Below are 22,339 nucleotides of genomic sequence, written 5' to 3'. Positions count from 1 at the left end.
CCTGGGCAGGAAACAGCTAAAGGGCGGGATTATAGCTTAAAAGCAGTGGGGAGCTGTTAGCGGCAAGCGGCAAGACCGGTCAACGGAAGATTTCGATGCTGCCGTCCTTGTTCTGGCGGTAGATCGTATAGGGCAGGACCAGCGTATCCAGTACGCCGGAGGCGACGAATTCGATGGCGACAACAGGCAGAAGCCCGTCTGCATGGTCCGACAGGCTTACACCGCTCAGGCTTTTTTCAGGTTTGGGCTCCCCATTGAGGGTACAAAAGCCATAGACCACCCCGCTATAAATGCGCGGCACGCTCTCGCAGTGGCTGCGCGAGTCCTTGAGGTTCTGACTGGCGACCGCGTCAGGGCGAAAAACGGTGTTGATCGTCCCGCAACCGGAAAGCAGCAACGCCACAACGCACCACAAGACTTTTGACCCAATCCTCATGATCCACTCCTTTTGATACTTCGGCCATTACCATCGACGGAGCTTGCCAAGCTAACATCGGCGAACACGGCAGCCCAGGGTGCGGGTGTCGATTTGCAGCGTAGGATGAATCTCAAATGATAAAAGTCGTTTGAGTCATTAAACTCGCGCCTTTTTTGCGCGTTTACTCCCAAACGCCATGGACTCCGGCCGACTCATGAAAACCCTCGCCCCTTTCGCCCTGCTGCTGCCCGGCCTGTTCGCCCTGTGCGACATTGCCCAGGCAGCTGACACAGCCTTGGTCCTCGACCCCAGCGTCGTCACCGGCTCGCGCAGCGCCAGCCCGACGTTTGACCTGCCGTACTCAGTGGACGCCATCAGCCGCGAACAGATCAGCGATGGCCAGCTCGGTATCAATGCCTCCGAAGTCCTGTCCCGCGTCCCCGGCCTGGTGGTGCAGAACCGCCAGAACTATGCACAAGACTTACAAATTTCCTCTCGCGGCTTCGGCGCCCGCTCGGCGTTTGGCGTGCGCGGCCTCAAGCTGATCGCCGACGGCATCCCCGCCAGCACCCCCGACGGCCAGGGCCAGGCGGCCACGTTCAACCTCGACACCGCCGAGCGCATCGAAGTCTTGCGCGGCCCGGCGGCCACTCTGTACGGCAGCAATGCTGGCGGCGTGATCCAGATGTTCTCCCGCGACGGCGAAGGCCCGCCGCGCATCGGCGCCGAAACCCTGGTGGGCAGCGATGGCATGAGCAAGAACCACCTGACCGCCGAAGGCGCCGCCAACGGCGCGGGTTTCGTGCTCGACGCCTCGCGCATGGACACCGACGGCTACCGCGACCATAGCAGCGCACGGCGCGACCAGACGTTTGCCAAGCTCAACTTCCAGCCGGACGACGACAGCAAGCTGGCGCTGATCTACAGCAGTCTGGAGCAGAACGGGACGCAGGATCCGCTGGGGCAGACGTGGGATGCGTACAAGGCAGATCCGCGCTCGGTGGCTGCTGGCGCGTTGACGTACAACACGCGCAAAAGCATTGATCATCAGCAATTGGGTACAAATTACGAGCGCTATTTCGGCGATGCGACGTTGCAAGTGAATGCGTACACGGGGCGGCGGAGTGTGATTCAGTACTTGTCTATTCCAGACAAGTTTGCCAGCGGCGCAACCAACCCGGCCAACGCTCGCGGTGGCGTGGTGGCTTTTGATCGCAAGTTCTACGGCGGCTCCATCCACTGGCTGCAACCCATCACCAGCGCTCCCGGCGACCTGACCTTGATCGCTGGCCTCGACTACGACCGCAGCGAAGATGATCGCCAAGGCTACTCCAACACCATCAACGGTGTGCACGGCATCAAAGGCGCTCTGGGCAGAGATGAAATCGACACCGCCACCAGCCTCGACCCGTTCGTGCAGGCCAACTGGCTGCTGGGCGATTGGACCCTGCAAGCCGGCCTGCGCCACAGCACCATGAAGATGGACGTAGACGATCACTTCGTCACCAGCACCGACGGCGACGACAGCGGCAGCAAGACCTACCAGAAGAACACCCCGTCGGTCAGCGTGATGTACGCGTTCACGCCTGACTTGCATGGGTATGTGAGCGCAGGCAAAGGCTTTGAGACCCCGACGCAAGCGGAATCGGCGTACTCCAACAGCTCAAACGGTTTCAACTTCGCGCTCAAGCCATCGGTCAGCACACAATATGAAGTGGGCTTGAAAGCCCGCGTCGGCCAAGACACCCGCGTCAATGCCGCAGTATTCCAGATCACTACTGAAGACGAATTGGTAGTCAGCCAATCCAGCGGCGGTCGCACCACCTACCAAAACGCCGGCCGCACCCTACGCCGCGGCTTCGAACTGGGCATCGAAAGCCAACTCAGCGAACAGTGGAGCACCAACCTCGCCTACACCCGCCTGCAAGCCACCTACGACAGTGACTTCACCAACAGCGGAAAGGCTATTGAGAAGGGCAACTACCTCCCCGGCGTACCGCAAACCACCCTGTTCGCCGAACTCAACTGGAAGCCCCGCGACTGGGTCAGCACCGCGATCGAAGGCATGTACCGCAGCAAGGTCTACGTCGAAGACACCAACAGCCAGCGCCCCGCACCGGCCTACAGCGTGTTCAACTGGCGGGCGCGTTTCGAGCAGAAGGTCGAGCACTGGACCTTCCACCAGACCTTGCGCCTGGACAACCTGCTGGACCGCCAGTACGTCGGCTCGGTGATCGTCGGGGATGGCAACAGCCGCTACTACGAAGCCGCACCGGGCCGCTCTTGGTACGCCGGCGCCGGTGCCGAATACACCTTCTGAAAACGCACAAAAAAATGTGGGAGCGGGCTTGCTCGCGAATACGGTGGATCAGTCAAAGTTGCTGTGACTGACACTCCGCTTTCGCGAGCAAGCCCGCTCCCACATTTGACCGAGCAAGACCGCCCGGATCAGACCTGCTTGGGCAACCGCTGATCAATCAGCTTGTACAACGCCGAGTCCTGCGCCCAGTTCCGCATAAACCGAGCACGGTCCTTGGCATACGCCGGAGCGAAGCTGGCGTCGCTGCTGTGTTGGCGCATGGCGTCCAGGTCGATCAGCGACCAGCGGTCCTTGTCCCAAAACAGGTTGTGCCCCTTGAAATCGCCATGGCTGATGCGCTCGCGGATCAGCTCGGCGAACAGGTTGTCGAGGGCCAGCAGTTCGTTTTCCGGCGCGTCGCCCTGCTCAACGTAAGGCGCAAAACGTTCGATGATGTCCGGCCCAGCCAGGTGCTCGGTGATCAGGTAAGCCCGGCTGCGCAGCCAGAAAAAACGCTTTTCCAGCACCGCCAGCGGCTTGGGTGTGGCGATGCCAAGGAATGCCAGGCGATTGCCTTCGCGCCAGGAGTGCCAGGCCCGGCTCGGACGCCAGAAGCGTTTGAGCCAATGGGCAAAGCCCTTGATGTTGTAGCGCTTGATCACCAACGGGCGGCCCGCCACGTCGACCTTGGCCACGGTGGCCGCGCCGCCAGTCTTGAACAGATGGCCCTGGTCGAGCAAAGCATCGGCCCGCTCCAAGACCGGCAGCATCGCAGTCTCTTCTTCGCGACGGAACGCTCGCAAGGCAAACGGCCCGCGCAACACGCTGAACAGCGTGCACTCGCGGCCAACCTTGCTCAAGAAGTCCTTCAACCGCCACGCACTGACTTTGCGCACCTGTTTTTCCAGGGCCTCCAGCGGCAAGGCATGTTCGCCGTTGCTCAGCAGGTAGTACACCAGCAACTCTTCGGTAAACGGCGCGAGGTTTTTCGGCAACTGGGCAAAAAACACCCCGAGGTTTTCCAGCACGCGATTGCGCGACAGCGGCTTGCCCGCCTCTTCGACGCGAATCCCCGCGCCGTCGATCAAATACAACTTACCGTCCCGGCGCAGCAGGTTGTCCAGGTGCAGGTCTTCCTGCCACAGGCCCTTGGCGTGCATCTGCGCAATCGCGCCCAGGGCTTCGGCGAGTACGGCGGTTTGTTCGTCGGCCAGCGGCGGCAAACTTTCGACGGTCTGCCAGGCATCCGCCAGGCTTTCAGCACCGTCGATGAACTCAAAGAGCAGCCAGCCGCCCTCGCCGTCCTGCAAGCCATCGGCCAGCAACTGCGGCGTGGTCAGGCCTTGCTCGGCGAGCAGGCGCACGCCGCTCAGTTCACGCTGAAAATGCCGCGCCGCCTTGCTGCCCACCAACAACTTGGCCAGCACCGGGCGCCCGCGCCATACCGCCGCGCCCACGTAGCGCTCGCCCGGCAACACACGCAACAGGCTGAGCAGTTGCAACTGGCCCGGGCCGGCCGCGTCAGCCAGTTCAATGGTCAGGGGCAAGTCGGGGGTACGGCCGGCAGTTTTCAGCTCGGACAAACGCATCAACGGTTTTCCTTGTGGCTACGACGGGCGCTCAGGCGCTGGTACCACGTGGCAACCAGCGCACTGTCCTCGGGTTGATCGAGGTACGCCGCCAACAATTGGCGCACCTGCGCATCAGACCATTGTGGTGCGCGGCGCAACAGCGGCTCCAAATCCTTGACCCGATCACGCCAGCCGAACAGCAGCGGGCGGGTTTTTTCCAGGTCGATCAACTGCGCGGCGTAACCGTCGCCGGTGGCCTGCAGGAAAATATGCTTCGGATAAAAACAGCCGTGCACCTGGCCGACACTGTGCAACCGACGCGCCAGTTGGCCGCAAGCCAGCAGGATCGCAGCGTGCTGGGCATCGCTCAGTTGCGGCCACTCGTCGAGCAATGAATCCAGGTCATTCCAGCCGTCGAGCGCGCGGGTCAGCAGCATCGCGCGATGCTCACCAGCCACCTTGCGCTCGCCGTAGAACGCGGCCTGCAACGCCGGGATGCCGAGCTTGCGGTAACGGCTGATATTGCGGAATTCGCGGGAGAAACTCGGTTCGCCAAACGGTCGGTGCAGGCTACGCGTCAGGTAGTTGCTCTGGCGCTTGAGGCAATAACCATGGCCGTCGAGCTCCAGGCGAAACACGCTGCTCCAGCCGCCGCGACTGGTGTTTGGTTCGTCCACCGCGTCCAGCTGCTTGGCCCACAGCGCATCGAATGTGGCCAGGCCGTGGCGCTCCAGCAGCGCACGGTCTTCAGCCGCCAGGAAGTCAGTCATTCGCGCCCCTCAAAAAACTTCACCACGTGGCGAATCCGCCGTTTGTCCGAGGCGCTCAGGTGACGCCGCTGGCGGTATTGCATGTAGAAACGCAGGCGCTGGGTGGCCGACAGGTGATATTTGGCCACCTTGTCGAGACAGGCCAGGTCCTTGGTGATGCGGTACTTGAGCCAGAACCCGCGCCAGAAATCGCCGTTCGGGCAATCGATCAGGTACAGGGTCTGCTGGTCGTCGATCAGCAGGTTGCGCCACTTCAAGTCGTTATGGGTGAAGCGGTGATCGTGCATGGTGCGCGTGTATTCGGCGAGCTGGCGGCTGACCGCGTCGACCCACTTCGGATCGTGCAGGCGTGCATCGTCGCGCTCGGCGAGCACCGACAGGTCTTCGGTGCGCGGCAGCTCACGGGTGATCATCGCGCCCCGGTCGTACGCCAGGCCGTTGCGCTCCAGGCCCCAGGCGATCACGTCGGCGGTGGGAATGCCCCACTTGGCGAAGCGCTTGAGGTTCTGCCATTCGGACTTGACCCGCGGCTTGCCCAGGTAGCGGCGCAAGCCCTTGCCGGCACCGGTGTAGCGCTTGACGTAGTAATTGACCCCGCCGCGCTCGACGCGGATCACTTCCGACAGCGGGTCGTGGGTCAGTTGCTCGCCTTGCAGGGCGAATACCGCCTCAAGGCTGCCAAAATCATCCGCCAGGTTGGCGTAGGCCGGTTCCAGGTTCCAACCCGCCATCAGATCGCATCCCCGTAACGTTGCTTGCGCGCGTAGAGCTTGTCGGCCTTGCGCTGCATCAGGCTCAGGGACGCCGATTGCTCGGCGAGGATCTGGCGCAGCGGCTGGCGGAAGTAGCCCTTGAGGAAGCGCAACTTGTCACGCCGGGTCAGGCCGATTTCCAGCGCCGAGTAATACAGCGCGGACAAGTCCTTGTCGCGCCAGCGCAGCGGCAAGTGGTTACGCAATTGGGCGCGGTGCAGGTCGATCACCGACAGCTTGATGTCTTTTGCGTCGATGGGTTTTGCAGTGTCCAGCAGGAAGTGGCACAGGTAGCAGTCGCGATGGTTCACGCCGCCCCGGTGCATATCGCCGACCATGCGCGCCAGCTCGGCGGTGAGCGCATGGCGCAGCGCCGGTGCCGGCGGTTCGGCCACCCAGTTGACTGTCAGGTCTTCCAGGCTGACGGTGGGCGCCAGCTCTTCGGTGATGATGAACGAGTGCTGGTCCGCCGGATTGCTGCCCTTCTCGCCAAACGCCACGCCGGTCATGGTAGGCACGCCGAGGGCTTGCAGGCGATGGATCGCCGCCCACTCCAGGCCCGCGCCGAGCACTGGCAGCTTGGCGGTGATCAGGTTCTTGAAGATCTCACCCCAGCCGATGCCACGGTGGATCTTCACGAAATACGGACGGCCCTCAACCACGGTGCGCAATGTGCGCCGCGCCGCCAGCTCACGGAATACTTCGCCTTGCAGCTTCTCGACTTCGGCAAAGGCGTCACGCCCGGCCCACAACGTCTTGAACGGTTCGGCAAGAATCAACTTCATCGTTTCGGCTCCGCCAGAATCACATCCGCAGCGTGCTGCGGCATGCTGTAGAGGTCGGCCGTCTCGGCAAAGGCCAACCCATTGCGGCCCCAGGCCGCGCGCTGTGCAGTGTCGCTGATCATTTGCGTCAGGTAGCGGTTGAGCTGTGCTTGTTCGAACGGCTCATCCAGCACCAGGCCGCAATCGGCTTCGGCGATGTAATGGGCATAACCACATACCGCCGAGACCAGCACCGGCAGCCCGGCCACCAGGGCTTCGAGCAATACGGTGCCGGTGTTTTCGTTGTACGCCGGGTGGATCAACAGATCGGCGCCCAGCAGGAAGCGCGGGATGTCGCTGCGGCCCTTGAGGAACTGCACGTTGTCCCCCAGCCCCAGCGTGGCGCTTTGCAGTTGGAATACCTTGGGGTCGTCCTGGCCGATTACAAACAGGCGCGTGCGTTTTTTCAGCTCTGCCGGCAGTGCGGCCACAGCCTTGAGGCTGCGATCAACGCCCTTGGTCTTGAAGCCGGAACCGATCTGCACCAGCAGCAGGTCGTCGTCACCGAGGTTGAATTCCTTGCGAAAGCCTTCGCGGATTTCAGCCGCATTCGGCGGTGCACGACGGTCCTGGGCAATGCCCGGCGGCAGCAGGTGGAAGCGTTCCAGCGGCGTGTCGTAATGTTTGATGAACAGCGGCTGCTGCACTTCGGAAATCATCAGGATTTCGGTCTTGGCGTCCTTGGCAAACACTGCACGCTCGTACTCGGCGAAGTGCTTGTAGCGGCCAAAATAGCGGTACAGCGAATGGCGCAGGTTTTGTGCCTTGTCTTCGAAGCAGCCGTCGGCGGCGTAGTACACGTCCAGGCCGGGCATTTTGTTGAAGCCGATCAGGCGATCCACCGGGCGCTTGGCCAGGTCCGCTTCCATCCAGGCGCTGAGTTTCTCGTTGCGCCGATGGTTGAAGAACGCCTTGACCGGCGCCACCAGCACTTCGAAGCCGGGCGGGATGTCGCCTTCCCAGATCAGCGTGTACACGCGGATTTTATGGCCGCGCTGCTGGCACTCCAGGGCGATGCGCATAAAGTCGCGCTGCAAGCCACCGAAGGGGAAGTATTTGTACAAAACGAAAGCCAGTTGCATCAGTGCAGCTCCTCAGCCAATAACAACGTGCTCAGTCGGCTGGCCACACGCTCAGGGTTCAGGCGCGTGAAGCACAGGGGCGACTCGCGCTTGAGGTCGAACCGACGCAGGTCGTCGGCCGTCGGTTGATAGGTACATTGCTTTTGCAGGCAGGGCGCGCAGGGGAAGTCGCTGCCCAGGTGAATCTGGCCCTTGCCATAAGCGCCGGTCAGGCCCGGGTTGGTGGGGCCGAACAGGGAAATGGTCGGCACATCCAGCGCGGCGGCCAGGTGACCGAGGCCGGTGTCCACCGCCACACAGGCGCGAGCGCCGGCCAGCACGCGGGCGACGCCGGCCAGGTTCAGCTTGGGCAGCACTTCGGCGTTCGTCAAGCCGTGGGCCAGGCGGTCGGCGCGGGCTTTTTCAGCGGCGTTGCCCCACGGCAGCTTCACGTCCACACCCAAGCGGCCCATGCGCTCGGCCAGCTCGCGCCAGTAAGCTTCGGGCCAATGCTTGGTGTCCCAGGTGGTGCCGTGCAGCAGCAGGACGAAGGGCTTTTTCGGCGGCAGGCCAAGCAGTTTTTCAACGCTCAGGCCATAGTCTCCCAGGCCCTTGGGCAGGTCATAACCGAGGGCCACGGCAAACAGTTGGCGCAGGCGCTCCACCGCGTGTTGGCCACGGGCCACGGCCAGACGTCGGGAGTAGAAGCGCGCGGCCATCGGCTCACGGGCGGAGTTTTTGTCGAACCCGGCCACGGGCGCGCGCACGTAGCGAGTCAGCCAGGCGCTTTTCAGCAGGCCTTGGGCGTCGATTACCAGGTCATATTTGGTCGCTTGGACACGCTGCTTGAAGCGCCGCCACTCGCCACTCTTGATGGTCTGCCAGATGTTTTTGCGCCAGCGGCGAATCGCCACCGGGATCACCTTGTCGACCGCCGGGTGCCAGGTGGGAATCTCGGCGAAGCCTTCTTCTACCACCCAGTCGAATTGAATGCCGGGGATCGCCCGCGCGGCATCAGTGAGTGCCGGCAAGGCGTGGATCACGTCGCCCAGGGATGAGGTCTTGATTACCAGGACGCGCAAACTATCGGACCTCGACCACAGAGCCTTGCAACCGCTGCAAGGCTTCGTTGACCGGCTGCGGCAGCAACTGGCGCATGCAGTTGTAGTGGCCGAAACGGCAAGTACGATCAAAACATGGGCTGCAATCCAGACCCAGGCGCACCACTTCAACCTTGTCGGCCAGCGGCGGGGTGAAACCCGGCGACGTGGAGCCATACACCGCCACCAACGGGCGGTTCAGCGCCGCCGCGACGTGCATCAGACCAGAGTCGTTGGACACCACCGAATCAGCGCAGGACAACAGGTCGATGGCCTCGGCCAGCGACGTATCGCCACTGAGGTTCACCGCCTCTTCGCGCAGGCCGGGGATCAGGCGCTGGCGAATGTCTTCGCCCACCGGGTGATCCTTCTTCGAACCAAACAGCCACACCTGCCAGCCTTCGCGGATTTTCATCTCGGCGACCTTGGCGTAATGCTCCGACGGCCAGCGCTTGGACTCGCCAAACTCGGCGCCAGGGCACAGGGCCAGGACCGGGCGATCCAGGCTCAGGCCGAACTTGGCCAGGGCGGCATCGCGGCTCACCGGGTCGATCTGCAGGCTCGGGCGCGGATACGGCTTGGGCAACTCGGCCCCCGGCTCATACGCCAGGGCCATGAAGCGTTCGATCATCAGCGGGTAACGGGCCTTGTCCAGCGTGCGCACGTCATTGAGCAGCACGTAGCGGAACTCGCCGCGCCAGCCAGTGCGCTTGGGGATGCCGGCAAAATACGGCACCAGCGCCGACTTCAGCGAGTTGGGCAGCAGGATGGCCTGGTCATACTGGCCGGCCAGGGATTTGCCGATGCGCCGACGGGTCGCCAGCTCCAGGGCACCGTGGCCGAGCGGAAAGCTCAAGGCCGCGCGCACTTCGGGCATGCGTTCGAGGATCGGACGGCTCCACTCAGGGGCGAGCACGTCGATCTGGCAGTCGGGATGACGTTGTTTCAGGCACTGGAACAGTGTCTGCGCCATCACCATGTCACCGACCCAACTGGGCCCAACGATCAGAATATTCATGTAGTTTCCACAAACGATGCGGGGAGGCTTATGCCTCCCCGCCTCGATAATTACTGTAGGTCGCGCTTTTTGTGGGAGCGGGCTTGCTCGCGAAAGCATCACCGCGGTCTGGCAGACAGACCGCAGCGCCTGCTTCGCGAGCAAGCCCGCTCCCACATAAAGCCGATTTCCACATTAGATTGGCGTCACTCGATTAATCAGCTTAACCCCAGTTCTTTCCAGATTCGCATCACCTGGCGCCGTTCGTCGGCGAACTGATCCCCGGCAACCGTGCCGGCCTCGTTTTGCAAGGCCTGGCGGTGCGCGGCGGAACGGTAGGCCTTATACACCTCGCGCAGCAGATGGGCATCGGCCGCGGGCATCAAGCCCACCTGCTCCAGGCCTTCCAGAATGCGGATATTGTCGGTGTAGCGCAGCAACGATGGATGTTGCGCAGACCACGCCAAAGCCGCGTATTGCACCATAAATTCAATATCGACGATACCTCCGGCGTCCTGCTTGAGGTCGAACAGCACCGTGGCTTCGAAGGCATTGGCGCCGGTGCCGGCCGTCGTGCCCTTGGTGCCGAGGTTGTCACGCATCTTGGCGCGCATCTCGCTGACCTCCTGGCGCAGCGTGGCCAGGTCGCGATCACGCCCGAGCACTTTGGCCCGTACCTGTTCGAACGCATGGCCCACATCCTGGCTGCCCACCAACACCCGCGCGCGGATCAGGGCCTGATGTTCCCAGGTCCAGGCTTCATTTTCCTGATAGCGCTCGAAGGCTCCCAGTGAACTGACCAACAGCCCGGAGGCGCCGGAAGGTCGCAGGCGCATGTCCACTTCATATAACTGCCCGGAGTTGGTCTGGGTGGTCAGCAGGTGAATGATGCGCTGGCCCAGGCGCGTGAAGAACTGCGCGCCATCAATCGGCTTGGCGCCGTCGGTCTCGGCCTGCGGATCGCCGTCGTGGATAAACACCAGGTCCAGGTCCGAACCATGCCCCAGCTCGATGCCGCCGACTTTGCCATAACCGACAATGATGAACCCAGGATCGCACAGGGTGCCATCCACACGCTGCGGCGAGCCATGGCGGGCCACGGTCTGGCGCCAGGCCAGGGCCAGCACTTGCTCAAGGATGGCTTCGGCGAGCCAGGTCAGGTAATCGCTGACTTTCATCAACGGCAGGCTGCCGGCGATTTCCGAGGCGGCGACGCGCAGGCGGTGAGCCAGTTTGAAGTGGCGCAGGGCTTCCATCTGCTGCTCAAGGTCGTCCTCGGGGATACGCGTGAGGCGCTCGCGCAGTTCGGCGGCGAGTTCCGGCGCCAGAGGCGGCTTGAACAGGCGGCCTTCGTTGAGCAATTCATCGAGCAGCAGCGGGAAGCGGGTGATTTGCTCGGCGATCCACGGGCTGGCGGCGCACAGGGTCAACAGGCGACGCAGGGCGTCGGGGTTTTCCGTGAGCAGCACCAGATAAGCGGAACGCCGCGCGACGGCCTCCACCAGCGGCAATACACGCTCCAGGACCAGGTCCGGATTGGCGTGTTCGACCGCCTGGGCCAGCAGGCGCGGGATAAACGCATCCAGGCGCTCGCGACCGAGGCGTTGCATGGCACGTAATTGCGGGCTGTTGCGCAGGCCAGCCAGGGCTTTGAGGGCCTTGGCGGCGTCACTGAAACCGCCTTCGGCCAGCTGCCGACAGGCGGCCTCTTCATCTTGGGATTCTTCCCACAGCGGCAACCACTCGCCCCCCACGACCAATTCGCTTTCTTCGCCCTCTTCTTCATCTGGGTCGGCGATAACCTGGCGGAAGTGCCAATCCACCCGGCCGCGCCAGTACATCAAGCGCTCGTGGAACGCGGCCCAGTCATCAAAGCCCAGCATAAAGGCAATGCGTGCCTGGTCTTCCGGGGTGTCCGGGAGCATTTGCGTCTGGCGGTCGGCAATCGCCTGGATGGCATGTTCGGTGTATCGCAGGAATTCGTAGCCATCGCGCAACTCTGCGATCACCGCCGGTGGCAAGTAGCCCTGGCCTTCCAGGGTGCCGAGCACCTTGAGCAGCGGACGTTGTTGCAGGCTGAGGTCGCGGCCGCCGTGGATCAACTGGAACGCCTGAGCGATAAATTCCACCTCGCGGATGCCACCCGAGCCCAGCTTGATATTGTCGGCCATGCCTTTGCGCCGCACTTCCTGCTGGATCAACTGCTTCATGGTGCGCAGCGCTTCGATGGCGGAGAAGTCCAGGTAACGGCGGTAGACAAACGGGCGCAGCATGTCGAGCAGTTGCGCACCGGCGACCTGGTCACCCGCGACCACCCGCGCCTTGATCATGGCGTAGCGTTCCCAGTCGCGGCCCTGATCCTGGTAATACTGTTCCAGCGCATTGAAGCTGAGCACCAGCGAGCCGGACGAACCGTAAGGCCGCAGGCGCATATCGACGCGGAACACAAACCCATCGACGGTCATGGGATCGAGGGCCTTGATCAATTTTTGACCAAGACGAATGAAAAATTCCTGGTTATCCAGCGCCCGCTTCACACCCACGGTTTCGCCGCCTTCGGGGTAAGCGAAGATCAGGTCGATATCCGACGACAGGTTCAGCTCCACCGCGCCGAGCTTGCCCATGCCGAGGATGACCATCTGCTGCGGCTCGCCGCTGCGCCGGCCGGTGGGCGTGCCGAACTGGGCGCAGTGGCGCTGGTACAGCCACTGGTAAGCCTGGTCGATGCTGGCGTCGGCCATGTCGGACAGGTCGCGGCAGGTTTGCACCAGGTCAGCCTGGCGGGTCAGGTCGCGCCAGATAATGCGCACTTGCTGGCGAGTGCGCTGGCGGCGCAGCACGCGGCCCAGCTCATCTTCTGTTTCGACCTGTTGCACCGCGCCAGCAATCTGCCCGCACAGCTCGCCGGGGGCGAAACCCCGGTCCAGCTCGCCCCAGGCCACGAGCTCCAGCAACATCAAAGGGTCACGAACGCTCTGTTGAATGACAAAATCACTGGCCGCACACACGCGGGCGAAGTCGGCCCACCGTTGCGGCGACCACGCAGAAAGGCCATGATCGTCGCCCAGCGTGGCTACGGCGTCACGAAATGACTGCTCGGCCCGGCTGGCGTAAGGCAGGAGGATGGCCGGTAGTTTGGCCAGCGTTGGAAGGCTCATGGTCTATCCTTGATCGGCGCGTATTTGGCTTGTTGTGATGACGGCAAGAACCCGGCGCGGCGATGGACTGTCGAACAAAGGTTATAAATAGCTGAAAATTCGTACTTCTTGGCAGGCAACATTAAACTTCTACCTTTTCTTGTCTGCAAAAGATCAACATTAACGATTATGCTCACCAGCCAGACCGAGCCATACGCTCAGTCTTGTGTAGTTTTACTACTCGTATATACATTCGAAAGGCTGAAATGGCCGACGATTTGTAGTAAAACTACAGGACGCCGAAGCAACCTTCGGCCATCCAAGAATTTATGTCGTCTGCCCACAAGGCCAGTCGCAAACTTCAGGCAACCGATTCTGGTAGCCTTTCCGCCCTGGAGCAAGCCATGCAAGACCTCGATCCCGTCGAAACCCAGGAATGGCTGGACGCCCTGGAATCGGTTCTCGACAAAGAAGGCGAAGACCGTGCTCACTACCTGATGACCCGTATGGGCGAACTCGCAACCCGCAGCGGTTCGCAGTTGCCTTACGCCATCACCACGCCATACCGCAACACCATCCCCGTTACCCACGAAGCACGCATGCCTGGCGACCTGTTCATGGAACGCCGCATTCGCTCGCTGGTACGCTGGAACGCCATGGCGATGGTAATGCGCACGAATCTGAAAGATTCGGACCTGGGCGGTCACATCTCCAGCTTCGCTTCCAGCGCAACCCTGTATGACATCGGCTTCAACTACTTCTTCCAGGCCCCGACCGACGAACACGGCGGCGACCTGATCTACTTCCAGGGCCACACCTCGCCAGGCGTTTATGCCCGCGCGTTCATGGAAGGTCGCATCACCGAAGACCAGATGAACAATTTCCGCCAGGAAGTGGACGGTGGCGGCCTGTCGTCGTACCCGCACCCTTGGCTGATGCCTGATTTCTGGCAGTTCCCGACCGTTTCCATGGGTCTGGGTCCGATCCAGGCGATCTACCAGGCACGTTTCATGAAGTACCTGGAAGCCCGTGGCTTCATCCCTGAAGGCAAGCAGAAAGTCTGGTGCTTCCTGGGCGACGGCGAGTGTGACGAGCCGGAATCCCTGGGTGCCATCTCCCTGGCTGGCCGCGAGAAGCTGGACAACCTGATCTTCGTCATCAACTGCAACCTGCAGCGCCTCGACGGCCCGGTTCGCGGCAACGGCAAGATCATCCAGGAACTCGAAGGCGTGTTCCGTGGTGCTCAGTGGAACGTGACCAAAGTCATCTGGGGCCGTTTCTGGGACCCACTGCTGGCCAAGGACGTCGACGGCATCCTGCAACGTCGCATGGACGAAGTCATCGACGGCGAGTACCAGAACTACAAAGCCAAAGACGGCGCGTTCGTCCGTGAACACTTCTTCAACACGCCAGAACTCAAGGCGATGGTTGCAGACCTGTCCGACGACGAGATCTGGAAACTCAACCGTGGCGGCCACGACCCGTACAAGGTCTACGCGGCGTACCACGAAGCGGTCAACCACAAAGAACAACCGACCGTCATCCTGGCCAAGACCATCAAGGGTTATGGCACCGGTGCCGGCGAAGCGAAGAACACTGCGCACAACACCAAGAAAGTTGATGTTGACAGCCTGAAGTTGTTCCGCGACCGTTTCGACATCCCGGTAAAAGACGAAGAGCTGGAAGACCTGCCGTTCTTCAAGCCAGAGCCAAACAGCGCCGAAGCCCGCTACCTGAGCGAGCGTCGCACTGCACTGGGCGGTTTCGTCCCACAGCGCCGCGCCAACAGCTTCAGCGTACCGACTCCAGACTTGAGCACCCTCAAGGCGATCCTGGACGGTTCGGGCGACCGTGAAATCTCCACCACCATGGCTTTCGTGCGTATTTTGGCGCAGCTGGTCAAGGACAAGGACATCGGCCCGCGCATCGTTCCGATCATCCCGGACGAAGCCCGTACCTTCGGTATGGAAGGCATGTTCCGTCAGTTGGGCATCTACTCCTCCGTCGGCCAGCTCTACGAGCCAGTCGATAAAGACCAGGTGATGTTCTACAAGGAAGACAAGAAGGGCCAGATCCTCGAAGAAGGCATCAACGAAGCGGGCGCCATGAGCTCCTTCATCGCTGCCGGTACTTCGTACTCCAGCCACAACCAGCCGATGCTGCCGTTCTACATCTTCTACTCGATGTTCGGCTTCCAGCGTATTGGCGACCTGGCTTGGGCAGCAGGCGACAGCCGTACCCGTGGCTTCCTGATCGGCGGTACCGCTGGCCGGACCACCCTGAACGGCGAAGGCCTGCAACACGAAGACGGTCACAGCCACATCCTGGCTGCCACCATCCCGAACTGCCGCACCTTTGATCCAACCTACGGCTATGAGCTGGCGGTGATCATCCAGGACGGCATGAAGAAGATGACCGAAGAGCAGCAGGACGTTTTCTACTACATCACCGTGATGAACGAGTCCTACCAGCAGCCTGCCATGCCGGCTGGCGTGGAAGAAGGCATCATCAAGGGCATGTACCTGCTCGAAGAAGACACCAAGGAAGCAGCGCACCACGTACAGCTGATGGGCTCCGGCACCATCCTGCGCGAAGTGCGTGAAGCGGCGAAGATCCTGCGTGAAGAGTTCAACGTCGGCGCCGACGTGTGGAGCGTCACCAGCTTCAACGAACTGCGTCGCGACGGCCTGGCCGTAGAGCGCAGCAACCGCCTCAAGCCTGGTCAAAAACCAGCGAAGAGCTACGTCGAAGAGTGCCTGGCCGGCCGTAAGGGTCCAGTCATTGCCTCTACCGACTACATGAAGCTGTTCGCCGAACAAATTCGCCAGTGGGTCCCGTCCAAGGAATTCAAAGTCCTGGGCACCGACGGTTTCGGCCGCAGTGACAGCCGCAAGAAGCTGCGTCACTTCTTCGAAGTCGACCGTCACTTCGTGGTGTTGGCAGCCCTGGAAGCCTTGGCTGACCGTGGTGAGATCGAACCCAAGGTGGTAGCAGACGCTATCGTCAAGTTCGGTATCAACCCGGACAAACGCAACCCACTGGACTGCTGAGGAGACTTTTTGTGAGCGAACTCATTCGCGTACCTGACATCGGCAGCGGTGAAGGTGAAGTAATCGAGCTGTTTGTGAAAGTCGGCGACAAAGTCGAAGCCGACCAGAGCATCCTGACCCTTGAATCGGACAAGGCGAGCATGGAAATCCCTGCTCCCAAGGCCGGCGTGGTCAAAAGCCTGAAAGTGAAGCTGGGCGACCGCCTGAAAGAAGGCGACGAACTGCTGGAACTGGAAATCGAAGGTGCCGCTGATGCGGCCCCTGCACCTGCGGCCGCTCCGGCTGCCGCTGCTGCACCGGCGCCTGCCGAGAAGCCAGCCGAGGCCCCTGCGGCCCCGGCTGCTGCTCCTGCCGCCGCTTCGGTGCAGGACATCCACGTGCCGGATATCGGTTCGTCGGGCAAGGCCAAGATCATCGAGCTGCTGGTTAAAGTCGGCGACACCGTCGAAGCCGACCAGTCGCTGATTACCCTGGAGTCCGACAAGGCCTCCATGGAAATCCCTTCGCCGGCTGCCGGCGTCGTGGAAAGCATCGCGGTCAAGCTGGAAGACGAAGTCGGCACTGGCGATTTCATCCTCAAGCTGAAAGTTCAAGGCGCTGCGCCTGCTGCTGCTCCAGCACCTGCGGCGGCTCCGGCTGCCAAGGCTGAAGCTGCACCTGCCGCCGCACCTGCGCCTGCTGCAAAAGCCGAGGCCGCTCCGGCGCCGGTTGCTGCTGCACCTGCGCCAAGCGGTGCCAAGGTTCACGCCGGCCCTGCTGTGCGTCAGCTGGCTCGCGAGTTCGGCGTTGAGCTGAACGCCGTCGCGGCCACCGGCCCCCACGGCCGTGTGCTGAAGGAAGACGTGCAGGTTTACGTCAAGGCGATGATGCACAAAGCCAAGGAAGCTCCGGCTGCTGGCGGCGCTACGGGTGGCTCGGGCATTCCGCCGATCCGCACCGTGGACTTCAGCCGCTTCGGCGAGATCGAAGAAGTGCCGATGACCCGCCTGATGCAAATCGGTGCGGCCGGCCTGCACGCCAGCTACCTGAACATCCCGCACGTGACCCAGTTCGACCAGGCCGACATCACTGACCTGGAAGCTTTCCGCGTTGCGCAGAAAGCCGTGGCCGAGAAGGCCGGCGTGAAACTGACCGTGCTGCCGCTGCTGCTCAAGGCCTGCGCGCACCTGCTCAAGGAACTGCCGGACTTCAACGCTTCGCTGGCACCAAGCGGCAAGGCGATCATCCGCAAGAAGTACGTGAACATCGGCTTCGCGGTAGACACTCCAGATGGCCTGCTGGTACCGGTCATCAAGAACGTCGACCAGAAGAGCCTGCTGCAACTCGCTGCCGAGGCTGCTGCGCTGGCTGCCAAGGCCCGCGACAAGAAGCTCACCCCGGACGACATGCAGGGCGCGTGCTTCACCATCTCCAGCCTCGGGCACATTGGCGGCACTGGCTTCACGCCAATCGTCAACGCGCCGGAAGTGGCGATCCTGGGTGTGTCCAAGGCAACTATCCAGCCAGTGTGGGACGGCAAAGCGTTCCAGCCGAAGCTGATGCTGCCGCTGTCGTTGTCCTACGATCACCGTGTGATCAACGGCGCCGCGGCTGCACGCTTCACGCAGCGCCTGGGCCAACTGCTCGGCGACATCCGCACCATTCTGCTGTAAGCCTCAACGGGCCTCCCTTTCATCGGGGGGGCCTGGTTGCACCGATTTCCGAGCGCCACACGCTCGTACCTCAACCCCGCCACTTGGCGGGGCTTTTTTTGCCTGTTCTGCAGGTAAAAACTGGACAGGCAAAACAGGTTTGTACACCTTCTATCACCGCCATTTCAGAAATCCCTCGCGCGGCCGATAACCCCCATATAGCACTTAGCCTTCATCCTCTCTTGTCAGTGCGTGCTGCATGATGCAACCTTGCCGCAGGCGACAGAAAAGAGGGCGTGAGCCCAGCGCCGTGCGCATTTTCCCAAGCGAGTTTCCCCCATGAAAAGCCAACCCGATGTCGCCCGTATGGCGGCCGAGGTAGTGACGCAATTACCGGTGCCTTCGCGCCTCGGTATGCTGCGTTTCGAGCGGCTGAATGAGGCAAGCTGGGCCCTGCTCTACCTCGACCCCAATTGCGAACGCCAATTCGGCCTGCCGGCGGTCGAGTTGTGTGCCCTGCTCGGCACCCCCTACGCCAGCCTGATGGAGCCCCAAGCGCGCTATCAGCTGCATGATGCGATCCAGCAACAACTGAGCCACAGCCCCCACTACCTGGTGCGCTACACCCTGCACACCAGCGACGGCCCGCTGAGCCTGCTGGAAATGGGCGAAGCCTACAAACAACACAATCGCCACCTGCTACGCGGCTACCTGATGGTGGTGGACGGCCTGTTCAGCGAAGTCCCGACGACGGCCCCGACGGCCGACCTGGAAAGCCAGAACAGCCGCCTGCAGATCGCCCTGGAGCTCAACCAGCGCGCGCAGCAAGAACAACTGCAACACCTGGAACGTGTGCGCGCCCAACAGGAGCTGATCCTGCTGCTGGCCCGCCAGCGCTACACCGCGAACAATTCGCTGCAGGAAGCGGCCGAGCTGATCACCCGCAGCGCCTGTGAAATCTACCAGGTCGACAGCGCGCGCATCTGGCACCTCGAAGACCAGCGCCTGGTACCGATTGCCGCCTACCTGCGCGCCGATCAGCAGCACTACCTGCCCGAGCCCATCGATGCCAGTTGCTTCCCGGATTACCTGGAAGCCCTGCACAGCAGCCGCGCGATCGACGCCACCAACGCCCTGCGCGACCCGCGCACCCGCGAGCTGGCCGAAGAGCTGCGCGCCAAGGACATCCAGGCCCTGCTCGACGCCAGTATCCGCGTGGATGGTCAGGTGGTCGGCGTGTTATGCCTGGAGCAAGGCCGCAGCCCGCGTATCTGGCAGGCCGATGAGATTGCCTTCGCCGGCGAGCTGGCCGACCAGTTCGCCCAGGTTATCAACAATCACAACCGGCGCACCGCCACCAGCGCCCTGCACCTGTTCCAGCGTGCGGTGGAGCAAAGCGCCAACGCCTTTCTGCTGGTCAATTGCGACGGCGTGGTGGAGTACGTCAACCCGAGCTTTACCGCGATCACCCAGTACAGCGCCGAAGAAGTCCACGGCCACCGCCTGGCGCAACTGCCGGCGCTGGAGAACCTCAGCGAGCTGCTGTTCGACGCGCCTTCCAGCCTGGCCAAGAGCAACAGCTGGCAGGGCGAATTCAAGAGCCGGCGCAAAAACCTCGAACCCTACTGGGGCCAGCTGTCGATCTCCAAGGTGTACGGCGACAACCGTGAGCTGACGCACTACATCGGCATCTACGAAGACATCACCCAGACCAAGCTGGCCCAGCAGCGCATCGAACGCCTGGCCTACACCGACAACCTGACGAACCTGGGCAACCGCCCGGCGTTTATCCGCAATCTCGACGAACGGTTTGCCCGCGACAGCGACAGCCCGATCAGCCTGTTGCTGGTGGACATCGACAACTTCAAACGGATCAACGACAGCCTCGGCCACCAGACCGGCGACAAACTGCTGATCAGCCTGGCCCGGCGCCTGCGCAACAGTCTCAGCGCCGGCGGCAGCCTGGCGCGGTTTGCCAGTAACGAATTCGCCGTGCTGCTCGACGACACCGACCTGGAAACCGGCCAGCAAGTCGCCAGCCAGCTGTTGGCGACCCTCGACAAGCCGATGTTCGTCGACAACCAGTTGATCAGCGTCACCGGCTCCGTGGGCCTGGCCTGCGCACCCTTGCACGGCCGTGACCCGCAAACCCTGATGCGCAACGCCGGCCTGGCCCTGCACAAGGCCAAGGCCAACGGCAAACACCAGGTGCAAGTGTTCACCGAAGCGCTCAACGCCGAAGCCAGCTACAAGCTGTTCGTGGAAAACAACCTGCGCCGCGCCCTCACCCAGAACGAGCTGGACGTGTTCTACCAGCCCAAGCTGTGCCTGCGCAGCGGCCGCTTGCTGGGCATGGAAGCGCTGCTGCGCTGGAACCACCCGGAAAAAGGCATGATCCGCCCCGACCAGTTCATCAGCGTGGCGGAAGAGACGGGCTTGATCATCCCCATCGGCAAGTGGATCGCGCGCCAGGCCTGCCGCATGAGCAAGCAACTGAGCGCCGCCGGCATGGGCAACTTGCAAGTGGCGATCAACCTGTCGCCCAAACAGTTCTCCGACCCGGACCTGGTGGCCTCGATTGCCACCATCCTCAAAGAAGAAGACCTGCCGGCCAACCTGCTGGAGCTGGAACTGACCGAAGGTTTGCTGCTGGAAGCCACCGAGGACACGCGCCTGCAACTGGACCAGCTGAAAAGCTTTGGCCTGACCCTGGCCATGGACGATTTCGGCACCGGCTATTCGTCGCTGAGCTACTTGAAAAAATTCCCGATCGACATCATCAAGATTGATCGCAGCTTCATCCATGAAATCCCGGACAACCAGGACGATATGGAAATCACCTCGGCGGTGATCGCCATGGCCCACAACCTCAAGCTCAAGGTCGTGGCCGAAGGCATCGAGACCGCTGAACAGCTGGCGTTCCTGCGCCGGCATCGCTGTGACGTCGGCCAGGGCTACCTGTTCGACCGGCCAATCCCCGGCGCAGAGCTGTTTGCTATGCTCAAGCGCTATCCACGCGGACCTGTCGCCTGACAGCGTGGTAACACTCGGGCACACTGGCTGTCTGACCTTTTACCGCTAACTCAACCTGACGAGAGGACTGATCATGGTCTTGCGCTCGGAAATTCTGGTGAATAAAAACGTGCTTCCTACTGCAGAACAAGCTTTGCCTGGCCGCGAAACCCCGATGGCCCTGCCTGAAACCCACTTCGTCAACGGCAACCCGCTGCTGGGGCCCTTCCTGGATGACGTCGGTTTCGCGATCTTCGGCCTGGGTTGCTTCTGGGGCGCCGAGCGCAAGTTCTGGCAGCGCGACGGCGTGGTCAGCAGCGTGGTCGGCTACGCCGGCGGCTTCACGCCGAACCCGACTTACGAAGAAGTCTGCTCGGGCCTGACCGGCCACAGCGAAGTGGTGCTGGTGGTGTATGACCAGGCCAAAGTGAAATACGAAGACCTGCTGAAGATGTTCTGGGAACTGCACAACCCGACCCAGGGCATGCGCCAGGGCAACGACATCGGCAGCCAGTACCGCTCGGTGATCTATGCGACCACGCCGGAGCAATTGGAGGCGGCCAAAGCCAGCGCACAGGCTTACCAGCAAGAGCTGACCAAGGCCGGGCTGGGTGAGATCACCACCGAGATCGATGAAGCGCCGACGGTGTACTTCGCCGAGGCGTATCACCAGCAGTACCTGGCGAAGAATCCGCAGGGTTATTGCGGGATTGGCGGCACGGGCGTGACCTGCCCGATCTGAGGCTAACGCAGTTCAAATGTGGGAGCGGGCTTGCTCGCGAAAGCGGTGGATCAGTCAACTGATTCTGTGACTGACACTCCGCATTCGCGAGCAAGCCCGCTCCCACATTGGGTCCTATGCCAGGCTTGGGATCCAGTTACTCAGCAATCAACCAATCCATCTGCCACCCACCCTGAGTCTGCCCCAGTTGCTTGGACAACCACGGCAGCAGCTCACGCAATTCCTCTTCCAAACCCCACGGCGGGTTGGCAATCGCCAGGCCCGAGCCCGTCAGGGTGTTCGGCGTATCCAATGGATGCACCAACAACTCCACACGCAGCAGCTTTGGCGCACCCGTACCGGCCAGGTCCTGATAGAAGCGGCGCAACATGCGCTGGTCCTTCACCGGGTACCAGATGGCCGCGACGGTCTGGCGCATGCGGCTCACGGCCTCCTTGAGGGAGGAGGCACAGCGCTGCATCTCGTCGAGCTTCTCGAACGGCGGGTCGATCAGCATCAACGCGCGTTTTTCCGGCACTGGCAGCAGGGCACGCGGCACATGCCAGCCTTCACCCAGATGCACTTTGACGCGGCGATCACCCTTCATGTTGTCTTTGAGCAGCACACCGTCTTCAGGGTGCTTTTCATTGAGCAACACGCGGTCCTGCGGCCGCGTGAGGCGGCGTGCCAGCTCCGGCGAGCCCGGGTAGTAGCGCAACTGGCCATCCGGGTTCATCTCGTGCAACACGCGCATGTAATCAGCGGTCAGCGGCGGCAGGTCACTTTGGCCCCACAGGCGCGCGATGCCTTCCAGGTATTCACCGGTACGGTTGGCCTGGTCGCCCTGCAAGTCGTACAGGCCGATCCCGGCGTGGGTATCGAGGTAGGTGAACGGCTGCTCCTTGCGCGACATCAGGGCGATGAGGCGGGTCAAGGTCAGGTGTTTGAAGACATCGGCGTGGTTGCCGGCGTGAAAGGCGTGACGATAATTCATGG

General features: G+C 62.1%; 15 protein-coding genes. 5 read left to right on the top strand and 10 right to left on the bottom strand.

The annotated features are described in order from the left end of the window. Window positions 1-79: 79 nt before the first annotated feature. Window positions 80-436 carry a YceK/YidQ family lipoprotein gene (locus DBR46_RS06680; protein WP_124525510.1) on the bottom strand — a complete coding sequence of 119 codons (357 nt, stop codon included), beginning with the start codon at window positions 434-436 and terminating at the stop codon, window positions 80-82. 196 nt (window positions 437-632) lie between these two features. Here DBR46_RS06680 and DBR46_RS06675 point away from each other — a divergent pair, with 196 nt between their 5' ends. Beyond that, window positions 633-2,738, top strand: coding sequence for a TonB-dependent receptor (locus DBR46_RS06675; protein ID WP_124525509.1), 2,106 nt, complete (start codon window positions 633-635; stop codon window positions 2,736-2,738). A gap of 128 nt (window positions 2,739-2,866) precedes the next feature. Here DBR46_RS06675 and DBR46_RS06670 read toward each other — a convergent pair whose 3' ends face one another. The 8 genes from DBR46_RS06670 to glnE all read right to left on the bottom strand — a co-directional run bounded on the left by DBR46_RS06670 (window position 2,867) and on the right by glnE (window position 12,950). Beyond that, a complete protein-coding gene (locus DBR46_RS06670) occupies window positions 2,867-4,306 on the bottom strand; it encodes a lipopolysaccharide kinase InaA family protein (RefSeq protein WP_124525508.1) in 1,440 nt (479 codons plus the stop codon). Further along, window positions 4,306-5,058, bottom strand: a complete 753-nt coding sequence (locus tag DBR46_RS06665; RefSeq protein ID WP_124525507.1) for a lipopolysaccharide kinase InaA family protein — start codon at window positions 5,056-5,058, stop codon at window positions 4,306-4,308. Before DBR46_RS06665 ends, DBR46_RS06670 begins: the two co-directional genes overlap by 1 nt. Next, on the bottom strand, window positions 5,055-5,789 hold the full coding sequence (locus tag DBR46_RS06660) for a lipopolysaccharide kinase InaA family protein (protein ID WP_124525506.1): 735 nt from the start codon (window positions 5,787-5,789) through the stop codon (window positions 5,055-5,057). Before DBR46_RS06660 ends, DBR46_RS06665 begins: the two co-directional genes overlap by 4 nt. Beyond that, window positions 5,789-6,595 (bottom strand): lipopolysaccharide core heptose(I) kinase RfaP, encoded by an 807-nt coding sequence (gene rfaP / locus DBR46_RS06655; RefSeq protein WP_124525505.1) that lies wholly within the window; start codon window positions 6,593-6,595, stop codon window positions 5,789-5,791. The genes DBR46_RS06660 and rfaP overlap by 1 nt, the downstream gene beginning before the upstream one ends. Further along, window positions 6,592-7,716, bottom strand: a complete 1,125-nt coding sequence (locus tag DBR46_RS06650) for a glycosyltransferase family 4 protein (protein ID WP_124525504.1) — start codon at window positions 7,714-7,716, stop codon at window positions 6,592-6,594. Before DBR46_RS06650 ends, rfaP begins: the two co-directional genes overlap by 4 nt. Beyond that, window positions 7,716-8,777, bottom strand: coding sequence for a lipopolysaccharide heptosyltransferase I (waaC, locus tag DBR46_RS06645; protein ID WP_124525503.1), 1,062 nt, complete (start codon window positions 8,775-8,777; stop codon window positions 7,716-7,718). The genes DBR46_RS06650 and waaC overlap by 1 nt, the downstream gene beginning before the upstream one ends. Window position 8,778: 1 nt before the next feature. After that, on the bottom strand, window positions 8,779-9,813 hold the full coding sequence (waaF, locus tag DBR46_RS06640) for a lipopolysaccharide heptosyltransferase II (RefSeq protein ID WP_124525502.1): 1,035 nt from the start codon (window positions 9,811-9,813) through the stop codon (window positions 8,779-8,781). 197 nt (window positions 9,814-10,010) lie between these two features. Beyond that, a complete protein-coding gene (gene glnE, locus DBR46_RS06630) occupies window positions 10,011-12,950 on the bottom strand; it encodes a bifunctional [glutamate--ammonia ligase]-adenylyl-L-tyrosine phosphorylase/[glutamate--ammonia-ligase] adenylyltransferase (RefSeq protein ID WP_124525500.1) in 2,940 nt (979 codons plus the stop codon). Window positions 12,951-13,333: 383 nt separating this feature from the next. Here glnE and aceE point away from each other — a divergent pair, with 383 nt between their 5' ends. From aceE to msrA, 4 genes are all read left to right on the top strand, one after another. After that, window positions 13,334-15,979, top strand: coding sequence for a pyruvate dehydrogenase (acetyl-transferring), homodimeric type (gene aceE / locus DBR46_RS06625; protein WP_124525499.1), 2,646 nt, complete (start codon window positions 13,334-13,336; stop codon window positions 15,977-15,979). An 11-nt stretch (window positions 15,980-15,990) separates the two neighbouring features. Beyond that, complete coding sequence (aceF, locus tag DBR46_RS06620) at window positions 15,991-17,631, top strand: dihydrolipoyllysine-residue acetyltransferase (protein WP_124525498.1); 1,641 nt, start codon at window positions 15,991-15,993, stop codon at window positions 17,629-17,631. Window positions 17,632-17,949: 318 nt separating this feature from the next. After that, entirely contained in the window at window positions 17,950-20,643 is a 2,694-nt protein-coding gene (locus DBR46_RS06615; protein ID WP_124525497.1) for a bifunctional diguanylate cyclase/phosphodiesterase, read from the top strand. Between the two features lie 73 nt (window positions 20,644-20,716). Then, window positions 20,717-21,364 carry a peptide-methionine (S)-S-oxide reductase MsrA gene (msrA, locus tag DBR46_RS06610; RefSeq protein ID WP_124525496.1) on the top strand — a complete coding sequence of 216 codons (648 nt, stop codon included), beginning with the start codon at window positions 20,717-20,719 and terminating at the stop codon, window positions 21,362-21,364. A 136-nt stretch (window positions 21,365-21,500) separates the two neighbouring features. On the opposite strand, the gene DBR46_RS06600 is transcribed toward msrA, so the two are convergent. Then, a complete protein-coding gene (locus DBR46_RS06600) occupies window positions 21,501-22,337 on the bottom strand; it encodes a 23S rRNA (adenine(2030)-N(6))-methyltransferase RlmJ (protein ID WP_124525495.1) in 837 nt (278 codons plus the stop codon). Window positions 22,338-22,339 lie beyond the last annotated feature (2 nt).

Source organism: Pseudomonas sp. KBW05, assembly GCF_003852405.1.
Lineage (GTDB): Bacteria > Pseudomonadota > Gammaproteobacteria > Pseudomonadales > Pseudomonadaceae > Aquipseudomonas.
Note: the sequence above shows the minus strand (reverse complement) of the source record. Positions and strands in the feature narration are given on the sequence as shown.